This window comes from Geobacter sp. 60473, assembly GCF_036323535.1.
Classification (GTDB): domain Bacteria; phylum Desulfobacterota; class Desulfuromonadia; order Geobacterales; family Geobacteraceae; genus Geobacter; species Geobacter sulfurreducens.
On the sequence record NZ_AP028967.1, the window covers coordinates 2417070 to 2434802 of the forward strand.

A 17733-nucleotide genomic window follows, 5' to 3' on the forward strand; every position below is an offset into this window, starting at 1 on the left:
TCGTCCTTTCCAATTGAGCCGCATGCACACCGTGCCTCCCGCCGGTCCGGGGCGGTGCTCCCGCGGAGAAAAGATCCCGCGAAAACCACCAGTAGACCTCTCGGAGGGAAAACTCCGGCAGCTCCGGCTCAGGTGCCGTGAAATACGACAGGTGACGCTTGGATATTTTCGGAGCGGGAGCACCGCCCCGGACCTTCTCGCTTCCAGCCGTCCGCCTTCCGCAGGCCACCGCTCCCCCTACAGATCAAACCCGCAGTACGACAGATTGAAACTCTTGTTGCAGAGGGGGAAGTCGGAGATCTGCTCCCCCCGCAGCGCCATGGCGAGCCCCGGCCAGTTGTGGAACGAGGGGTCGGTCACCTTGTAGCGCAGGAAGCGACCGTCAGCGCCGGTGATCGCCACGTGGCAGATCTCGCCCCGCCACCCTTCGGTGAGGGCCACGGCAATCCGGTCCGGCTGCAGGGGGCCCGCCTCGTTCCGGCAGCCGCCTCCGGGGAGTTGTTTGAGCTGCTCCCGGATGAAGTCGAGGGATTTCCCCGCCTCCAGCCAGCGCACCGTGGACCGGGCGCAGACGTCGCCGTGGTGGGCGGTGACCACCGGGATCTGGGCCATCCGGTAGATGCCGTAGGGGTGGTCACGCCGCACGTCGCGGTTGAGGCCGCAGGCCCTGGCCGCAGGTCCCACCAGGCCCAGCTCCCGGGCGGTGTCGGCCGGCACGGTGCCGGAGTTCTCCAGCCTGCTCATGACCGACGGCGCATCCCAGAGGATTTCCACGGCACCCCGCAAGTCCGACTGGGCAGCGTCGAGGCGGGAGAGAAGGTCGTCGCGCTCGGCCGGCCCCAGGTCGAAAAGGACCCCGCCGGGACGCACCAGCCCCCGGCCGAAGCGACTGCCGCAGAGGACCGCGCTCATGTTGAGGAAATCGCCCCTGATCCGGCCGCAGAAGGAGGCGGTGGGGAGGTAGCCCACGTCGCCGGCAATGGCCCCCAGGTCGCCGGTGTGGTTCGCCAGCCGCTCCAGCTCCAGGGCGATGCCGCGCAGGGCCTCGGCCCGGGCCGGGACCCGGGTGCCCGCCAGGGCCTCCAGGGCCATGCAGTATGCCTGCATGTGGCCGATGGTGGTGTCACCGGCAATGGTCTCCATGCGGAAGGGGGTGCGAGGGTCGGGGCCGCCCATGAGCCCCTGCTCGATCCCCCGGTACTGGTAGCCCAGGGAGATCTCCAGGTGAAAGACCTCTTCCCCGTGGCACTGGAACCGGAAGTGGCCCGGCTCGATGATCCCGGCGTGGACCGGGCCCACCGCCACTTCGTGGACCTCATCCCCTTCCACCCGGTAGTAGTCCATGACCCCCACGGGGATCGGCTCACCGGCGGCGCGTCCCCAGGCATCCCGGCCGGGAACGAAGGCACGGTGGAACCGGACCGGCTTGAACCAGGGGTGATCCTCGGCGGGAAGGCCGCACTGCTCGGCGATCTCCCGCTCGAAGAGCTGCACCTGGGGGCAGAACCGGGCGATGGACGGGAACGACCCGGCTGCGTCTGCCGTTGCCAGGGCGATGCTGCCGTCGGACGAGGAGGAGAGGGCGCAGCAGAGGGTGGCCCCGGCCTCCGTGGGGATGCCGAAGTAGGAGGAAACGCGCCAGCCCCGGTCCGTGGCGTCGATCATCTGCTGGAGGAAGGCGGTCAGCTCCAGGCGCGGTACCTCGTGGAAGGGGACGGCTGAACCGTTGTGCAGGGTGAGGAACCGGGCGCTCATGGTTTGGCCTCCAGCAGGGCGGCCCCTTCGCCCAGGAGCCGCAGGAGCGGTTCAGGCAGCCAGACCCCCAGCATCAGGATCAGCCCCAGCAGGGCCAGGGGCGGCCCCACGGTCAGGAGCCGGTCGCGGTAGTCGGTCCGTTCCGCGTCGGCCGGGGGCTCGCCCATGACCAGGGGCAGCACCGTGAGGGCCATGCCGATGAAGATCACAGCCAGGAAGAAAAGGAACAGGCCCCCCACCAGGTAGCGCCCCTCCACGAAGGCGCTGCTCACGATGGAGAACTCACTCACGAAGGGGGAGAACGGCGGCGAGCCGGTTATGGCGATGAAACCGGCCAGGAAGAGGCCGGCGGACCAGGGGAGCCGGGCCAGGGCGCCGCGCACCACCTCGGTGCTCTTGCTGTTGAAGCTGCGGTGGATGTTGCCCGAGGAGAGGAAGAGGACCCCCTTGGTGAGGCCGTTGTTCAGCAGGTGGAAGAGCGCCCCGAACAGGGCCCCCTTGCCGAGCCCCAGGGCCACCGCCAGGATGCCCACGTGCTCCACGCTGGAATAGGCCAGCATCCGCTTGAAATCGGCCTGGCGCGCCATAAAGACCGCTGCCAGCCCCATGGAGATGAGCCCCATGGTCAGGAGTGCCTTCTGGAAGAAGAGGTATTCTCCGCCCGAGGCGAGGCTGATCTGGTAGACCCGCAGGATGGCCAGAAACGCGCAGTTGACCAGCCCCCCGGCCAGGAGCGCCCCCACGAGCCCCGGCGCCTCGCCGTAGGCATCGGGCTTCCAGGAGTGGAGCGGCGCGATCCCCATCTTGGAGCCGAATCCCACCAGCATGAAGATGAAGGAGGCGTGGAGCCAGCCCGGGTTCAGCTCCCGGGCCGAGGCAAGGATCGGCCCCAGGAGCAGGGTGGCGTCCCGGTGGGCGACAAGCGTCGCGTAGGCCAGGAAGAAAAGCCCCAGGAGCGCCAGGGCGATCCCCACGGAGCAGATCAGGAGATACTTCCAGGTGGCCTCGATGGAGCGGGCGTTGCGATTGAAGTAGATCAGGGGCGCCATGGTCACGGTGGTGGTCTCCACCGCCACCCAGAGGAGCCCCAGGTGCTGGGAGGCGGTCACCAGGGTCATGGCCGAGAGGCACGCCAGCAGCCCCATGCAGAGAACCCGGTTGGAGCGGTCCCGGCGGTAGGCCAGGTAGCCCACCGCGTAGACGGCGCAGACCAGGAACAGGGTGCTGATGCAGAGGAGCACGATCTTGCCGAGGGGGTCCAGGAATATCCACCCCTGGGGTGACGGCGGCGGGGTCCACGCCAGGAGCGCCAGGGTCAGGAGGAAATGCGGGACGGCCACGGCCGGCAACACCAGGGGGCGGAGCCGGTTGTCCGGGACGATCCAGGCCGCGAGGGCGCCTACGAGCGGCAGGAGAACGGCGGCGGTCAGCATGGGCCTATTCCTCCTTCAGGGCGCTCAGGCGCGAGGTGTCGACGGAGGAGAACTCGCGGCTGATGTGGTTAATGACGATTCCCATGACGAAGATCCCCACCAGAAGGTCCAGGAGCACTCCGGCCTCCACCATGACCGGCATGGCGGTGGTCAACAGCAGGCTGAAAATGAAGATGCCGTTTTCCAGAACCAGGTAGCCGATCACCTGGGAGATGGCCTTGCGTCGGGTGGTCAGGACCAGGAAGCCGGTCATCAGGGTGGCGATGGCCGCCGGCACGAAGAGCAGGTCCTGGTGCTCCGGGGCCAGGGGGAGCCGCTCCGAGAAGACAAAGGCCAAGGCCGTGGCCACGGCGCCCAGGATCAGGGTCGGCACGTAGCCGATGAACGGCTCCACCTCCCGCTTGATCCGGGCCTTGCGCACGGCATCGCTGATCAGCCAGGGGATCACCAGTCCCTTGGCCAGGATGATCCCGCCGGAGATGGCCACCAGGTGCCAGGAGAAAGGGTGGATGATGCCGGGGAGCACCCCCAGGATCACCCCCTGCACGGCGGCGGCCCGGATGCAGAAGGCCATCCGGCTCGACCCCAGGACGACGAAGTTGATCAGCATGACCAGCACCAGCAGTTGGTCGGCAAGGGAAACCATGGGTTACCTCAGGATCAGGAGCATGGCAAAGGCGGAGAGGATTGTCGCCGCCACAAGCAGTTGCGGGATGCGGATCAGGCGCAGCCGGGCCATGACCGATTCCACCACCCCCACGGCCACCGCCAGCACCAGCATGGATGCCACGAAGATCCCCCAGTCGGCCAGGGTGTTGCCGGTCCGCACGGGAAGGGCCACATTCATGAAGAAGGCCCCGAGCACGAAGAGCTTGAGGGCCGCGCCGTAGAGGATCAGGCCGAAGGCGGGGCCGCTGTGGTCCAGCACCATCACCTCGTGGATCATGGTCAGTTCCAGGTGGGTGGTGGGATCGTCGAAGGGGATGCGGCAGTTCTCCACCAGGAGCACCAGGAACAGCGCCCCCACCAGGAGCAGCAGGGAGGCGCCGGCGGTGAGCCAGTCCGCCGCGGTGGCGTGGGTGAGCATGGGGGTGAGGGACAGGCTGCCGCTCATGCGGGCCAGGGTGATCAGGGCGAAGAAGAGGGTCGGCTCGGCCAGGCAGGAGAAGGTCACCTCCCGGGCCGCCCCCATCCCCTCGAAGCTGGAACCGGTGTCCAGGGCGGCCGCGGTGGTGAAGAACCGGGCCAGGCCGAAGAGGTAGGCGAAGAGGATCATGTCCCCGGCAAAGGAAACCGGCGCCGGGTGGTTGCCCAGCGGGACCAGCAGCGCTGCCACGGCGGTAGCGGCCAGGGTCACCACCGGTCCGGCGCGGAACACCCAGGTGGTGGTATCGCTGAACACGCTCCCCTTGCGCAGCAGCCGGCCGATGTCATAGTATGGCTGCAGAAACGGCGCCCCGACCCGGCCGGCAAAGGCCGCCTTGGTCTTGCCGATCACCCCGAGGAGCAGGGGGGGCATCAGGATCGCCAGCAGCAGATGGATGATGATGTCGAGCATGGCGCGCCCTCCCCGTCAGTGGGCCCAGACCATCAGCAGAAAGAGCGTGGTCAGGATGTAGAGCATGTAGAGGTGCAGTCGGCCGTGCTGCAGCCGCCGCAGGAAGGCGAAGGAAAAACCCGAGGCCCGGAACAGCGGCATGATCACCCGCTCAAGGATCGTTTCGGTGGGTACGAACCGGAACAGCACCGGCGCCGGGAAGAATCCCGCCACGGCCGGACCTTCCCGGCGGGGGGCGACAACCCCTTCGAACTGTCTCACCAGGGAATCGGCAAAGGATACTCCCGTGTACTGCATCCGCGGCGACGGGACCGGATAGCCGCACCCCCAGGTGGTGCCCCGCGCGGCCGGGGTCCGTTTCAGCCGGAATGCCAGGATCAGCCCCGCAAGAATCACCGCGGCGCCCAGCATGCCCGCCCCCAGGGTGAGCCATCCCAGGGGAACGAGGGTTTCGAGGGCTGCCGGAGGAACCATGCCGAAGGCCGCCACGGCCGGCTCCACCAGGCAGAGCACCGGCCCGGGCGCGATCCCCGCCGCCAGGCAGAGCAGGGCCAGCAGCCCCATGGGCACGCCCATCCGCCAGTCGGGCAGGTGGGGATGATGATGCGTGCCGCACCGGGGAACCCCCAGGAAGACCACGCCGTAGAGCTTCACGAAGGAGACCACCGCAATCCCCCCCACCACGGCCAGGAGCGGCGCCGGCAGGGCCAGGAGCGGCACCGGGTCAGCCACGGCCTCGCCGAAGAAGCCGGCATAGAGCAGGAATTCCCCCACGAAGCCGTTCAGGGGCGGCAGGCCGCAAATGGCCAGGGCCCCCACCAGGAAGAAGAGCGCGCTCCGGGGCATGAGGCGGGCAAGCCCCCCCATCCGGTCCATCTCCCGGGTGCCGGTGGCATGGATCACCGCGCCGGCCCCGAAAAAGAGGAGCGGCTTGAACAGGCTGTGGTTGAGCAGGTGGAGCAGCGCCCCGGTCATGCCGAGGGTGTAGAGGGGGACGTTGCCGGTGGCCTCCCCCACCAGGGCCGTGCCGATGCCCAGGGCGATGATGCCGATGTTCTCGATGCTGCTGCAGGCCAGCAGCCGTTTCAGGTCGCGCTGGGATGCCGCCAGGACGATGCCGGTCAGGGCAGAGACCGCCCCCAGCACCAGAATGAGACCGCCCCACCAGAGGGGCACCGGCGCGAAGAACGAGATGGTCCGCACCAGCCCGTAGATACCCATCTTCAGCATGACGCCCGACATGAGGGCGGAGACGTGGCTCGGCGCGCTGGCATGGGCCGCGGGCAGCCAGATGTGGAGCGGCATGATTCCGGCCTTGGCGCCGAACCCCGCAAGGGCGGCCAGGAACAGGACCGTGGCCGGCACCAGGGCCGGGTCGAGGCTGTGGGGCGCCGGAAACGCAAAGGAGCCGGTGGCGCCCCGCAGGATGCAGAAGAGCACGAAGAGCGCCGCGGTGCCGGCATGGGTCGCCGCCAGATAGACGATCCCCGCCTGGCGCACGGTCGGGTCACGGTGCTCGGTGGCGAGGAGGAACCAGGCCGACAGGGCCATCACCTCCCACGCCATGAGAAAGAGAACCCCGTTGCGGGCCACCACCAGGCCCGCCATGGCCGCGGCCAGAATCCCGTAGAAGAACGTAAGGGCCGGCTCGGTGGAGCGGTTCGCGGCGGCGGGCCAGTAGCCGAGAGCGTAGAGGGAGCCGCAGCCGAAGACGAGAAAGACGGGAATCAGGAAGAGAGCCGACAGGGGATCGACGGCCAGGTCGGCGGGGCCGAAGGGGAGGGTCCAGGCAAGGCTGAAGGCCGTTGTCCGGTGCTCCAGCAGCGTCCGGATCGTACCGGTCAAGCCAAGCAGAGACGCGGCCGCAGCCATGACGGCGGCGAGGATCTGCCCCGGCACGAATCGGCGCGCCAGCACGCCCGGAACGCCGGAAAGGGCCACCAGGACTATGGCGGCAAGAATCTGAGAGGCGGGGTCCGCCCCTTCTAACGCGGATTCCATGGATTTCCACCCACTAACGACACACAGAAACAGCAAAACACACAAAAAACGCTAACACCTTATAAAACTATATGGTACTATTTTTTATGCGTCAATAACATTTTATGACGCATAGAAGTCGATAGACTTCTGAGGAGACGAAGATGCCGAACACCCGACTGAACATCTCGCTGCCGACCCACATCGTGGACGACATCAAGGCGCTCTATGGCCCCCGGGGACTGAGCCAGTTCCTGGAGGAGGCGGCCCAGGAGAAGCTGGCCGCCGTGAAGCGTGAGGCATACAAGGGACTCATCGAGGGATACCGCTCAACCGCGGACGAGACGGTGGAGGTCCTGAAAAGACTCGAAGCGGCGGTGACGGAGGAGCGGGATGTTTAAGCGGGGGGGGATCTATTCGGTCAACCTGGCCCAGGAGGGGGACGGCACGCCGGAAACCTGTCCCTGCGTGGTGGTGAGCAACAACATCAGCAATGAATTCTCGCCGGTGGTCACCATCATCCCCCTTTCCTTCCGGAACCTGGAGAAGATTTACGAGTTCGAAACGTTTCTGCCGGCCACCAAGACCGGCCTGGCCGCCGACGCCAAGCTCAGCTCCCACATCATCATCACCATCGACAAGGCCAAGGTAGTGGGGGAACGACTGGGGTTCCTGAGCAAGACGCTCATGGAGCAGGTGGAGAAGGCGCTCCGGTTCCAGTTGGAGCTCTAGGAGGACGGGCCGGTGACGCGTGGAGATGTTCGGAGCGGGAGCCCCGCCCTCCGGAGGACCGGCGCCGAACTAGCGAACTGAACGCCCACGAGGTGAATCCATGTTGTTGAACGCCGCGGAAGCGGCCCGGCTACTTTCAACCGATGAAAAGACCGTCAAGCGCTGGATCAGGCGGGACGGGCTCCCGGCCACGCCGGTGGACGGCGAGCCGCGGATCAACCGGATCGACCTGCTGGAGTGGGCCACGGAGCGGGGGATCAAGGTCCTGCCCGAGGCCTATGCCGGTGCAGGGGACGAGCCGGGGATCTTCCCGTCCCTCTCGTCGGCCCTGCAGGCGGGGGGCATCCACTGCAGCGTGGCCGGAAACGACAAGCTGACGGTCCTGCGCAACGTGGTGGACCTCCTTCCCCTCCCCCCCCAGGTGGACCCCGAATTCGTGCTCCAGGTGCTCTTGGCCCGGGAAGCCCTGGGCACCACCGCCATCGGCGACGGCATCGCCATCCCCCACATGCGCAACCCGATCCTGCTCCAGGTTGCCGGATCGAGCATCACCCTCTGCCATCTGGCTACGCCCGTGGACTTCGGCGCCCTGGACGGCAAGCCGGTGCAGATCCTCTTCACCCTCACGAGCCCCACCGTGAAGGCCCACCTTCACCTGCTGTCGAGGCTGGCCCATGCCCTGCGCGACCCGCGGCTGCGGGAAGCCCTGAAACGACCCTGCGACCCGGCGGGCATCCTGGCCGCCGTGGCCGAAATCGAACGATCCCTGGGAGGATGAGCCGATGACTGATGGAGGGGGAATGGTCTCGCCCGGCATGCTCCTGCTCTGCGCCTCGGCCCTTGCCGCCCTGTCGGGGGTGCCGCTGCTCGTCAGAAGCCTTTCCCCCGCCGCCGGCCAGAAGATGGCCACGGCGCTCATGCTCCTGGCCGCCACGATCGGCCTGGGCGGCGCCGTTGCCACCCTCGTCACCGGCCGGACCGACACCTTTCTCCTCTCCTGGGGACTCCCCTTCGGCCCCGCCGAAATGGCCGTGGACCCCCTCTCCGCCTTTTTCGCCCTGCCGATCCTCCTGGTGGCCGCCTGCTGCGCGGTCTATGCCCCCGGCTACTGGCCGGCCCGGGACAATCCCCGCACGGTGCGCAGCCTGACCTTCTTCTTCGGCCTCCTCGTATCAGCCCTGATCGGGGTGATCACGGCGCGCAACGGGGTCCTCTTCCTCGTGGCGTGGGAGATCATGGCCGTTTCCGCCTGGTTCGTCCTCACCGCCGACCACGGGAAGGCCGAGGTCCGGGACGCCGGCACCCTCTACCTGATCACCACCCACATCGGCACCCTGGCCCTGTTCGCCCTGTTTTCGCTCCTCAAGGGGACGACGGGGTCGTACCTCTTCCCGACACCGGCATCGCTGGCGACCGGCGCCGGGATCGGCGCCGGCATCTTCCTGACCGCGCTCCTGGGCTTCGGCCTGAAGGCCGGGCTCATGCCGCTCCACGTCTGGCTCCCGTCGGCCCACGCCAACGCCCCGAGCCACATCTCGGCCATCATGTCAGGGGTGATCCTGAAACTCGGCATCTACGGCATTGTCCGGACGGTTTCCTTCTTTGCCCAGATTCCGCTCTGGTGGGGAGTCGTGCTGCTGGTGGCGGGAATGGTATCGGGGATCGCCGGGGTCGCCTTCGCCCTTGGCCAGCATGACCTCAAGCGGCTCCTCGCCTACCACAGCATCGAGAACATCGGCATCATCGCCATGGGTCTCGGCACGGCCCTGGTAGGCGCGGCCACGGGGGTTCCCTCCCTGGCGCTCCTCGGCATGGCAGGGGCGCTGCTCCACGTGTTGAACCACGCCACCTTCAAGGCGCTCCTCTTCCTCGGCGCCGGTGCGGTGATCCATGCCGTCGGCACCCGGGAGATCGACCGGATGGGGGGCATCGCCCGCGCCATGCCCCGGACCGCCCTCCTCTTCCTGACCGGGGCCGTGGCCATCTGCGGGCTGCCGCCCCTGAACGGCTTCGTGAGCGAGTTCCTCATCTACCTGGGGATCTTCCGGGAGGCGGTCCACGGCACCGGCGCGGCCGCGGCCGTCACATCACTGGCCGGGCCGGCCCTGGCCCTGGTAGGGGGACTGGCGGTTGCCTGCTTCGTCAAGGTCTTCGGCGTGGTCTTCCTGGGGCTCCCCCGGAGCGAAGAGGCGGCCCGCGCCCACGAGGCGGGGCGCCCCATGCTCGCGCCCATGGCCGTGCTGGCCGCGGTCTGCGTCGTGGTCGGCCTGGCACCGGCGGCGGTGGCGCCGCTGCTTGACGCCGCGGTGCGTTCCTGGCGCCCGGAACTGGCTCTCACTGCCCCGGCCCTGGCCGATCTGGCGCCCCTGGGATGGCTGATGGCCGCTGCCGCCGGCACCCTTGCGACCGTGGCCGTTCTCGCCCTCCTCTATGCCCGGCGACTGGCCGCCGCGCCCCGGGGAGCCTCGCCCACCTGGGGCTGCGGCTATCTGGCCCCCACCCCCCGGATGCAGTACACCGCGTCATCCTTCGCCGAGATGCTGGTCCGGCTCTTCGGCGGCATCCTCCGCCCCCACGGCACCAGGCCCGGCATCCGCTCCTGTGCGCCGGCGCCGTCGGAGCTCCACACCCATGTGCCCGAAACGGTGCTCGAGCACCTTTACCTCCCGTTCATCACGTGGGCCAATGGTAAGCTCGCCCCGGTCCGGAGGCTCCAGCACGGCCGGTTGCACCTCTACATCCTCTACACCCTGATCACCCTGGTGACGCTCCTGCTGTTCGGCATGTGACCGCCCGGCTACCCCTGTTCGACCCGCCGGAGCACCCCCAGGTAGTCGAGCACCGCGGCCGAGCCTCGGGCCACGCAGGAAAAGGGATCGCTCACCCGCGCAACCGGCAGCAGCACCTCCCGCTCCAGTGCCCGGTCCAGGCCGCGCAACAGGGACCCGCCCCCCCCCATCAGGATGCCCCGGTCCAGGAGATCCAGGGACACGGCCGGCGAAATCCCGTCGAGGCATGATCGCACTGCCGCCGCGATGGCGGCCACCGGCTCCCTCAGGGCAGCGCATACCTCGCGACTGCTTACCGAAATCTCAACCGGCAACCCCCGCGCCACGCCGCGCCCACGCACCCGGGTCCGTTCGGCTGAGCTGTCGTCCGTGGCCGCGCCGAGACGGATCTTGAGTTCCTCGGCCGTCCGTTCCCCCACGAGCACTCCCCGCTCCCGCTCCAGGTAGCCGACAATGGCCGCATCCATGGCATCTCCACCCACGGGCACGGAACGGAGGCACTGGATGCCTCCCGAGGCCACCAGGGCCACTTCGGTGGTCCCCCCCCCCACGTCCACCACGAGGGTTCCCCACAGGTCTGCGGCATCGGCGCCGGCACCGATGGCCAGGGCCAGGGGCTCTTCCATGAGGTACACCTCGCCGGCACCGGCCATGCGGGCCACGGCGCGGGCGTTGTCCCGGTCGCGGCCGCTGCCCCCCGCCGGTACCCCTATGATAATCCGCATGGATCTGTGGGCGCAGCCGGGAATGCTGTCGAAAAACGAGCGCAGCATCTGCGCCCCGGCCGCCGGGTCAACGACCACCCCCTCGCGCAGGGGCCTTACCACGTCGATACCCGCCGGGGTCCGGCCAAACATCCGGCGGGCGCCGCTCCCCGCGTCCAGCAGTCGCGCCGGGCCGCCTTCGTCGCGCCGGAACGCCACCATTGACGGCTGGGACAGCACGATGCCCGCCCCCCTCCGGTAGACCCGGGTGGTGGTCGTCCCCAGATCCACGGCAAAGTCCCCGAAACCCTGCCCGAACATATCCTCTCGCAACGATGCCATCCTCTCCTCCCCGGTCGAAACGCCGGGCTCCTCGAATCGAGCCGCGGGTCACTGGCAGCCAGTGTACACGAAACGATTTTTTATACAACATTACGTGCGGTTAAGTCGCGACCGTTGAATACTTGCCAACGTTGTGTATCATTGAAGCTTTATCCGGAGGGCGATCGAACGTGCCCCTCCTCAACGGGAGCGACGTCATGAAAAAGAAAGCTGAAGAACGATCGATCTACATCACCGAATTCGATCTGACGCGGCTCGAAGAGCTGCTGGACAAGATTGACACGGAGGGTTCGCGGGACAGCCGGCACCTGCAGGAGCTGGAGGATGAGCTGCTGCGCGCCGAGGTGGTTGAGCCGCAGCAGATTCCTGCCGACGTGGTCACCATGAATTCGCGGGTTGCCCTGAAAGACTTGGCCACGGGAGAGGAGATGGTGTATGAGCTCGTCTTCCCCTCCGACGCGCGGCTGGAAGAGAACAGGATATCCATCCTGGCCCCTGTCGGCACTGCCCTGCTCGGCTACCGGGCCGGGGACACCATCTCTTGGAAGGTTCCGGGGGGCACCAGAAAGATCAAGATCACCAAGATTCTCTACCAGCCGGAAGCGGCGGGGGATTTTCATCGCTAACCGGCACGCCTGGTTTCCGAAACGAAAAAGCCCGCTCTTGGCGGGCTTTTTCGTTTTCCGGGCCGGGCAAACCGGCGCCGTCAGTAGATGGCGTAATTGTCGGGATCGGCGAAGATCTCGCGCAGCAGCCGGTTGTTCAGGTAGTGGCCGGTCTTGTTTGCCTCCACCTTGCCCAGCATGCGGTAGCCGCAGGTAAAGAGGTCACCGATGAGATCGAGGATCTTGTGGTTCACCAACTCCTTCTTGTAGCGGAGGCCGTTGGGGTTCAGGATCTCGTCGCCGCCGATGACTACGGCATTGTCCAGGGACCCTCCCTTGGCGAGGCCAGCCTTGCGGATCGCCTCGATCTCCTCGTGGAGGACAAAGGTGCGGGAGTTGATAATGGAGACGGCGTTCTCCACGTCCATGAGCCGCTTCCGCTGCTTCCCGACCGGGGGACGGAACTCGATGGTCATGGTGATGTCGAGGGTGTTAAGGGGCTTGACCCGCACCCAGGCATCATTGTGGCTCACCTCTACGGGGCGGAGCACCTTCAGGTAAACCCCCGTCTCCGGAAACTCGTAGACCCCGGCCCGCCAGATCTGGTGGTAGAACTCCCAGGCCGAGCCGTCCATGATCGGCACCTCGGGGCCGTCGATGTAGACGAGGCAGTTGGTGATCCCCGAGTAGTAGAAGGCCGCCATCAGGTGCTCGATGGTTGATACCGACTTCCCGTCCGCTGCGATCTGGGTCGAAAGCCTGGTATCCGCCACCATGTCGTAACGGGCGGGGATGAGTTGTCCCTGGTAGACGAAGGCGATGCCGAACTCCCGGCGGGGAATGAACTCCAGGGTCACTTCCCGGCCGGTATGGAGACCGATGCCGCTCAGCTTGAAAATCCGGTTGATGGTTGTTTGTCGTTTGTTCATGGTCCCTTGTGCGTATCACAAATCCTGCGCCGGAAAAAGAAAAAAGAAGACCCGCCAAGCTACTGCAGTCTTAAAATATATTATTTTAAATATATATTATTGACAGAATGCTATGACATCCCTATGATGGCAATTACTTTCACGCAGGCACGGAGGACGACACTCTCATGGAGCACATGGACGGCGCCATCTCCCTTCCCTTTCAGAAACCTGTTGCGGCCACCCATCGCTGGGCGCTGGCCCTGATCATGATCCTCACCATCGCCGTCGGCTGGCGCTACCCCCTCGTGGGATTCGTCGTTCCCGCAGCCATGGCGGCCTCCATCGCCGGCAGCTTCTTCAGGGGGCGGTACGTGTGCGGCAATTTCTGCCCGCGGGGAAGCTTCTTCGATACCCTGTTCCGGCTGGTGGGGGGCCCCCGCGACGTCCCCGCGTTCCTGCGCGGCGCAACCTTCCGTTGGACCTTTCTCGCGCTCCTCATGGGATTTCTGGGGTGGCAGATCTCCCGCAACCCCGCCGACCCGACCCACTGGGGCTTCGTTTTCTGGATGGCCTGCGCACTGACCACCGGCATCGGCATCGTCCTGGGCCTCGCCTTCCGGGCCCGCACCTGGTGCCTGGTCTGCCCGGTGGGGACCATGGCGAACGCCATCGGCGGCGGAAACTGGCAGATGACCATCGCGGAATCGTGCGTCGGCTGCGGTTCCTGTGAGCGTCACTGTCCCATGGGGCTTACCATCGCGACCCACCGCCAGGAAGGAACTCTCCCCCACCGGGACTGCCTCAAGTGCTCGTCCTGCGTGGACGCCTGCCCCAAGGAGGCCCTCGGCTGGCCGTCCTGAAAAAAGGCTGTCAGTCTATAAAACCGCCTCGATCCGCTCGCAGAGCGTCCGCAGCACCTTGATCCGGGCATACTGCTTGTTCTCGGCCTCAACAAGGGTCCAGGGGGCGATCTCCGTGCTCGTGCGGTCGATCATGTCACAGGCGGCCGCCTCGTACTCGCCCCATTTCTCCCGGTTGCGCCAGTCATCCTCCGTTATCTTGAACCGCTTGAAACCGGTATCCTCCCGCTCCCGGAAACGCCGCAACTGTTCCTCCGGGCTGATGGCCAGCCAGAACTTGGCCACCACGATCCTGCTCTCTACCAGTTGCTCCTCGAAATCATTGATCTCGCTGTAGGCCCGCATCCAGTCCTCACGGGAACAGAACCCCTCCACCCGCTCCACGAGCACCCGGCCGTACCAGGAACGGTCAAAGATCGCGAAGCGCCCCAGGCGCGGGATAGTGCGCCAGAAGCGCCACAGGTAGGGCTGGGCCAGTTCGTCTTCCGTTGGGGCGGCAATGGGCACCACCCGGTAAATCTTGGCGTCGAGGGCCTGGGTGATCCGCCGGATGGCACCCCCCTTGCCGGCAGCGTCGCTCCCTTCGAACACCGCCACCACCGCCCGCTTGCGAAACTTGGGCTCGCGGGTCAGCAGGCTGAGCCGCCCCTGGAGGACCTCCAGCTCTTCTTCGTAGCGCTTCTTCGTTATCGTGCGGGAAAGATTCAGGGACCGGAGCAGCATAACCGCATCTGTTGCGGGGGACACGGGGAGCGTCGTGCGGGGTGGATGGGGGGTTCCGGGGGTGTCGAGCCTGGCGCGCAGGGCAGAGAGGATCGCGCTCCCCACCGTCAGGGAACGATAACGGGGATCGCCGCCGGACACCACGGTCCAGGGTGCCTCGGCAGTGCTCGTTGCCCGCAGGACGTGGGTTGCGACGGAGCGGAACTGTTCGTACACCTTGAAGTTCTTCCAGTCCCGGGGGGTTACCCGCCAGCGGGTGCGGGGGTTTTTCTCCAAGGATGTGAGACGCCGCTCCTGCTGGTCCCGGGACAGATGGAGCCAGAACTTGAGGACCAGAGCCCCCTCGTCCGCCAGCATCCGCTCGAAGCGCCTGATCCGTTCCAGGGCCTGGTCGAGCTTTGCCTGCTTGCTCCGGCCCTCCATGTGGGCTGAAATCGCCCCGCTGTACCAAGACCCGAAAAAGATACCGATCTTCCCCCGCGGCGGAAGGGAGCGCCAGAACCGCCACATGGGAGGCCGTTCCCGCTCCTCGTCCGAGGCGTCACCCGGTGCGTTGGTCTCCACATGGCGCGGGTCGAGCCACTCGTTGAGAATGTTGACCGTTTCCCCCTTGCCGGCACCGTCCACGCCGCTGATGAGGATCACGACCGGAAAGCTGCGGGCTTCGAGCAGATCGTACTGGGCATCGAGCAGGGCTTCCCGCAGAGGAGGAACCCGGGCCTTCCAGGTTTTCTTGTCCATAGCATGGTCCAGTTCGGCCGACTCGAACATTATCGTTCCTCCTGCGGCAAGTATCTTCCGGGAAAAGGATACCACAGGAGGGACGGGACCGGAACCGCAGCATCGCCGGGCCCGCTCCCCGGGCAACGGCCCCGTTGCGCCCCGAAAACGACCCGACATCGGGTCGCATGCCCTGCGATGTCGATGGTTTCGCGGCCCGATTCCCCCTAGAGTGGAGACATGCGGAACATTTCGGGATGCAACAGGAGGGAACCATGGAACGGATGAAACGGACGGCGGGAGCGCTGCTTCTCGGTCTGGCACTGCTGCTCGGGGGATGTGGCGGGGGAGAGGTCCGCATCTCGGCGGAAATCCCCGTGGTGTACCCGGTCGACTACGCCCCTGCCATCACCTGGCTCAGCTTCTGGAAGGATGCAGACCGGTACTTCGTGCCGGGGTCCATCGACTTCACCGACCCGGACGCGGACACGGGGACCATGACCATCGTCGTGAGCGACAGCTTCGGCCGGGTCATGGCGCGGACGGTTGCCGATCTGGATGACTATGTGGGCTATACCGGCGGTACGGTTTCGTTCTCGATCGACTACCTTACCTATCCGCCGGGAACCTATACCTTCACCATCTACCTCACCGACCGCGGCGGTAACCTGTCTAATCCGGTTTACGGCACGTTCCAGGTCTGGTGAGGTCTCGACCTACCCCGGCAGCCAGAGGTCGACCGAGTCCGGCTCCAGATCAAGGGCCCGGACCCCGTGTTCCCACACGTTCCGGTCGCGCTTGGCCACCACGAGGCTCCGCTGGAGCCGGATCTTGCGGACGAATACGGAAAAGTCCGTTGTATCGAAATAGATCACGCGTCCCCGATCCCCCTCCAGGTCGGCGGAGAGGAGCGGGATCCCCTCATTGGCGAGAAACTCCCGGACGAACCGGGCATTGACGCTGCCGACACAGGAAAAGTTGCCGACCTCGGCGCGATTGACCAGAATTGAGGCACCGCCGAAGGCCTTGGCGCGGAGATTCTCCCGTCGCGCACCGTGACGCATGAGGGAGTTGATGAGCAATTCCATGGAGTGGATGCCGTAGCGCCCCGCCTCGGTGAAGCAGAAGGGCATGGTGCGGGAGTAGCGATGATTGCTGAGCAGAAAATGGTTCATCCCCGCAACGCCCTTTTCCGGGTCGAACAGGCAGGCGGCCACGCACGAACCGAGGAGCGTCGAAATAACTCCCCCGCCTGTGGTGACCTGGTATTCGCCGGGCGCGATACGGACAATGTGACGGCCTTCGAGGATTTGATGGCGCATTGTTACAGTATAGCAGAATCGGTGTATCCCGCATGCCTGCAAAATGTGCTTCCGCAACTAGCCCTTGCAACCGCAGGAGGAGGACTTGCACGTGGCCCGGCAGGCCAGGTCTGCCCGGCTGTCGCCGCCGGTGGAGCGGAATTGCTCCACCGCGTGGCGGGGCAGGAACCACTCTCCGTCGCACAGTTCACCGGCCAGAGAGCCATGCTTCACCAACATCAGAAGGCGCAGGTGGGTGGTGCCGAGTTCGCGGGCCGCATCGTGGATCGGCACCAAGTCGTTCGCGTTCATGTCATGACCTCCCGTTTGATATCTCTGCCACTGCGGTTTCATGTCCCGTGCCAACATGCAGACCGGTCGAAACTCCTTGCCAAATAACGGGTTGCGCACATCCCCCAGTCCGCGCGCCCCGCACCTGTGCCGAATATATGGGCACCGCCCGCCCCCATATCCACCCTTTGACACCTTTTTGTTCTCGTTTAGAATTAGAGTCTGACGACTGGGGCCCTTTCGCGATCGAACAAAAGGTTTCGGACCATGGTGGACAACGTTCTGGCAATCCTGCGCATGGGTGAAGAGCTGGCCGACCTGGCAGTCGACCAGTTCGACGGGGTCACGGACCCGGCCGGCATCGCCCCGGCCACAACCCGCATCGTGGCCCGCGTCGAAGAACTCCTCTCGACACGGCAAAACGGGGGCCACGACGTCCGGATCGCCTGCGGCCCCGGGTGCATGACCTGTTGCACCGTGAACGTGTCTGTTCTTGTGCCTGAAGCATGGACCATCACAGCCTGGCTTCGGCAGCGCCTCGACGCCGGGGAGGTGGACCGCCTGGCAGAGCGGCTCGTCGCTGCGGCCAGCGCCATCCGCTGGCTCGACGATGCCGACCGGATCAGGGGCGGAGTGACGTGCCCCTTCCTCGACGAACGGGGCTGGTGCTCCATCCACCCGGTCAGGCCCCTCATGTGCCGTGCCCTAACCTCCGCCGACCCGGCCCAGTGTCGCCGCGCCCTGGAGTCGCGCACCTCTGACGAGGAGGTGCTGCTGGAGTGCAACCTGCTCCAGAAATACCTCATGGAACAGGCCTACCGCTCCCTCGCCGCTGTCCTTGAACGTCGAGGGATTGACTCGGCGGGGCGTGAGTTGGTGGGCACGGTTGCCCGTTTCCTGAACGAGCCGCGGCTCGCGGACGAATTCCTGGCCGGCAGATTGATCACCCTCCCGCAATCCTGAAGCTACCCCCTCAACATCACGCTTGCCATGGCAGAGTACTTTTCGGATCTCACGGGGCCGGGGAGG

At 66.2% G+C, this 17733-nt stretch carries 18 protein-coding genes; 8 read left to right on the forward strand and 10 right to left on the reverse strand.

Going from position 1 to position 17733, the window contains the following annotated elements; translation table 11 throughout:
* Positions 1 to 237 precede the first annotated feature (237 nt).
* From AABA48_RS10930 to AABA48_RS10950, 5 genes are read right to left on the reverse strand one after another with little or no spacing between them, the layout of a single operon-like run.
* Positions 238 to 1755 carry a hydrogenase large subunit gene (locus AABA48_RS10930; protein ID WP_286350488.1) on the reverse strand — a complete coding sequence of 506 codons (1518 nt, stop codon included), beginning with the start codon at positions 1753 to 1755 and terminating at the stop codon, positions 238 to 240.
* Positions 1752 to 3188: a proton-conducting transporter transmembrane domain-containing protein gene (locus AABA48_RS10935; protein WP_286350489.1), complete on the reverse strand. Its 1437-nt coding sequence runs from the start codon at positions 3186 to 3188 to the stop codon at positions 1752 to 1754. The genes AABA48_RS10930 and AABA48_RS10935 overlap by 4 nt, the downstream gene beginning before the upstream one ends.
* 4 nt (positions 3189 to 3192) lie before the next feature.
* Positions 3193 to 3834, reverse strand: a complete 642-nt coding sequence (locus AABA48_RS10940; RefSeq protein ID WP_286350490.1) for a hydrogenase — start codon at positions 3832 to 3834, stop codon at positions 3193 to 3195.
* Positions 3835 to 3837: 3 nt separating this feature from the next.
* Positions 3838 to 4746, reverse strand: a complete 909-nt coding sequence (locus AABA48_RS10945; RefSeq protein ID WP_338270254.1) for a respiratory chain complex I subunit 1 family protein — start codon at positions 4744 to 4746, stop codon at positions 3838 to 3840.
* A 15-nt stretch (positions 4747 to 4761) separates the two neighbouring features.
* Positions 4762 to 6747 carry a proton-conducting transporter transmembrane domain-containing protein gene (locus AABA48_RS10950; protein ID WP_338270255.1) on the reverse strand — a complete coding sequence of 662 codons (1986 nt, stop codon included), beginning with the start codon at positions 6745 to 6747 and terminating at the stop codon, positions 4762 to 4764.
* Positions 6748 to 6890: 143 nt separating this feature from the next.
* On the opposite strand from AABA48_RS10950, the gene AABA48_RS10955 reads away from it, so the two are divergent.
* From AABA48_RS10955 to AABA48_RS10970, 4 genes are all read left to right on the forward strand, one after another.
* Positions 6891 to 7127, forward strand: coding sequence for an antitoxin (locus AABA48_RS10955; RefSeq protein WP_338270256.1), 237 nt, complete (start codon positions 6891 to 6893; stop codon positions 7125 to 7127).
* Complete coding sequence (locus AABA48_RS10960; RefSeq protein ID WP_338270257.1) at positions 7120 to 7458, forward strand: type II toxin-antitoxin system PemK/MazF family toxin; 339 nt, start codon at positions 7120 to 7122, stop codon at positions 7456 to 7458. Before AABA48_RS10955 ends, AABA48_RS10960 begins: the two co-directional genes overlap by 8 nt.
* 100 nt (positions 7459 to 7558) lie before the next feature.
* Entirely contained in the window at positions 7559 to 8236 is a 678-nt protein-coding gene (locus tag AABA48_RS10965; protein WP_338270258.1) for a PTS sugar transporter subunit IIA, read from the forward strand.
* A gap of 4 nt (positions 8237 to 8240) precedes the next feature.
* Positions 8241 to 10247: a proton-conducting transporter transmembrane domain-containing protein gene (locus tag AABA48_RS10970; RefSeq protein WP_338270259.1), complete on the forward strand. Its 2007-nt coding sequence runs from the start codon at positions 8241 to 8243 to the stop codon at positions 10245 to 10247.
* Positions 10248 to 10255: 8 nt separating this feature from the next.
* On the opposite strand, the gene AABA48_RS10975 is transcribed toward AABA48_RS10970, so the two are convergent.
* The gene (locus tag AABA48_RS10975) at positions 10256 to 11293 is read right to left on the reverse strand and encodes a rod shape-determining protein (protein ID WP_338270260.1); all 1038 of its coding nucleotides are present in this window, start codon (positions 11291 to 11293) and stop codon (positions 10256 to 10258) included.
* 197 nt (positions 11294 to 11490) lie between these two features.
* Between AABA48_RS10975 and rnk the strand changes: the two genes are divergently transcribed.
* A complete protein-coding gene (gene rnk / locus AABA48_RS10980; protein ID WP_286350498.1) occupies positions 11491 to 11919 on the forward strand; it encodes a nucleoside diphosphate kinase regulator in 429 nt (142 codons plus the stop codon).
* 80 nt (positions 11920 to 11999) lie between these two features.
* Here the strand turns inward: rnk and lpxC are convergent, their stop codons facing one another.
* Positions 12000 to 12827: a UDP-3-O-acyl-N-acetylglucosamine deacetylase gene (lpxC, locus tag AABA48_RS10985; protein ID WP_286350499.1), complete on the reverse strand. Its 828-nt coding sequence runs from the start codon at positions 12825 to 12827 to the stop codon at positions 12000 to 12002.
* A 167-nt stretch (positions 12828 to 12994) separates the two neighbouring features.
* On the opposite strand from lpxC, the gene AABA48_RS10990 reads away from it, so the two are divergent.
* Complete coding sequence (locus AABA48_RS10990; RefSeq protein ID WP_338270261.1) at positions 12995 to 13669, forward strand: 4Fe-4S binding protein; 675 nt, start codon at positions 12995 to 12997, stop codon at positions 13667 to 13669.
* 15 nt (positions 13670 to 13684) lie between these two features.
* On the opposite strand, the gene pap is transcribed toward AABA48_RS10990, so the two are convergent.
* Positions 13685 to 15163: a polyphosphate:AMP phosphotransferase gene (pap, locus tag AABA48_RS10995; protein WP_286350501.1), complete on the reverse strand. Its 1479-nt coding sequence runs from the start codon at positions 15161 to 15163 to the stop codon at positions 13685 to 13687.
* Positions 15164 to 15387: 224 nt separating this feature from the next.
* On the opposite strand from pap, the gene AABA48_RS11000 reads away from it, so the two are divergent.
* Positions 15388 to 15819 (forward strand): hypothetical protein, encoded by a 432-nt coding sequence (locus tag AABA48_RS11000; RefSeq protein WP_286350502.1) that lies wholly within the window; start codon positions 15388 to 15390, stop codon positions 15817 to 15819.
* A gap of 9 nt (positions 15820 to 15828) precedes the next feature.
* On the opposite strand, the gene AABA48_RS11005 is transcribed toward AABA48_RS11000, so the two are convergent.
* The gene (locus AABA48_RS11005; RefSeq protein WP_286350503.1) at positions 15829 to 16434 is read right to left on the reverse strand and encodes a chemotaxis protein CheD; all 606 of its coding nucleotides are present in this window, start codon (positions 16432 to 16434) and stop codon (positions 15829 to 15831) included.
* Between the two features lie 57 nt (positions 16435 to 16491).
* On the reverse strand, positions 16492 to 16725 hold the full coding sequence (locus tag AABA48_RS11010) for a hypothetical protein (protein ID WP_324311815.1): 234 nt from the start codon (positions 16723 to 16725) through the stop codon (positions 16492 to 16494).
* Positions 16726 to 16971: 246 nt separating this feature from the next.
* Here AABA48_RS11010 and AABA48_RS11015 point away from each other — a divergent pair, with 246 nt between their 5' ends.
* On the forward strand, positions 16972 to 17667 hold the full coding sequence (locus tag AABA48_RS11015) for a YkgJ family cysteine cluster protein (RefSeq protein ID WP_338270264.1): 696 nt from the start codon (positions 16972 to 16974) through the stop codon (positions 17665 to 17667).
* Positions 17668 to 17733: the final 66 nt, after the last annotated feature.